The following is a 279-nucleotide window of genomic DNA, read 5'->3' as shown; positions in this document are numbered from 1 at the left end:
GAGGTTGTTGTTCCAGGACAGGAACTGGCACTTGCCGCTTTCTGCACGCAGGCCTTTCCAGTGATCCAGCGCATGGGATTGGCGGGGCTGGGGTGGCTGAAACGAGGCCGCGCAGAGAAAACCCGGTCGCTTGCAAAAATAGTCAGAATTCAGGGGTTTACAGATGCTTGCCAATCGCTATAATCGTCGCCCTAACACGCCGGTATAGCTCAGTTGGTAGAGCAACTGACTTGTAATCAGTAGGTCCCGGGTTCGACTCCTGGTGCCGGCACCATACAA

1 protein-coding gene and 1 tRNA gene are annotated in these 279 nt (G+C 55.2%); both read left to right on the top strand.

Annotated features, from left to right (window positions below):
• Positions 1–183 (top strand): hypothetical protein (locus JV201_RS01390; RefSeq protein WP_219406409.1); only part of this gene is annotated, 183 nt, incomplete at its 5' end.
• A 15-nt stretch (positions 184–198) separates the two neighbouring features.
• Positions 199–274: transfer RNA gene (locus tag JV201_RS01385), tRNA-Thr, on the top strand.
• The last annotated feature ends 5 nt before the right edge of the window (positions 275–279 follow it).

Source organism: Pseudomonas sp. Colony2 (genome assembly GCF_019382755.1).
Taxonomy (GTDB): domain Bacteria; phylum Pseudomonadota; class Gammaproteobacteria; order Pseudomonadales; family Pseudomonadaceae; genus Aquipseudomonas.
This window is presented reverse-complemented; position numbering and strand designations above follow the sequence as displayed.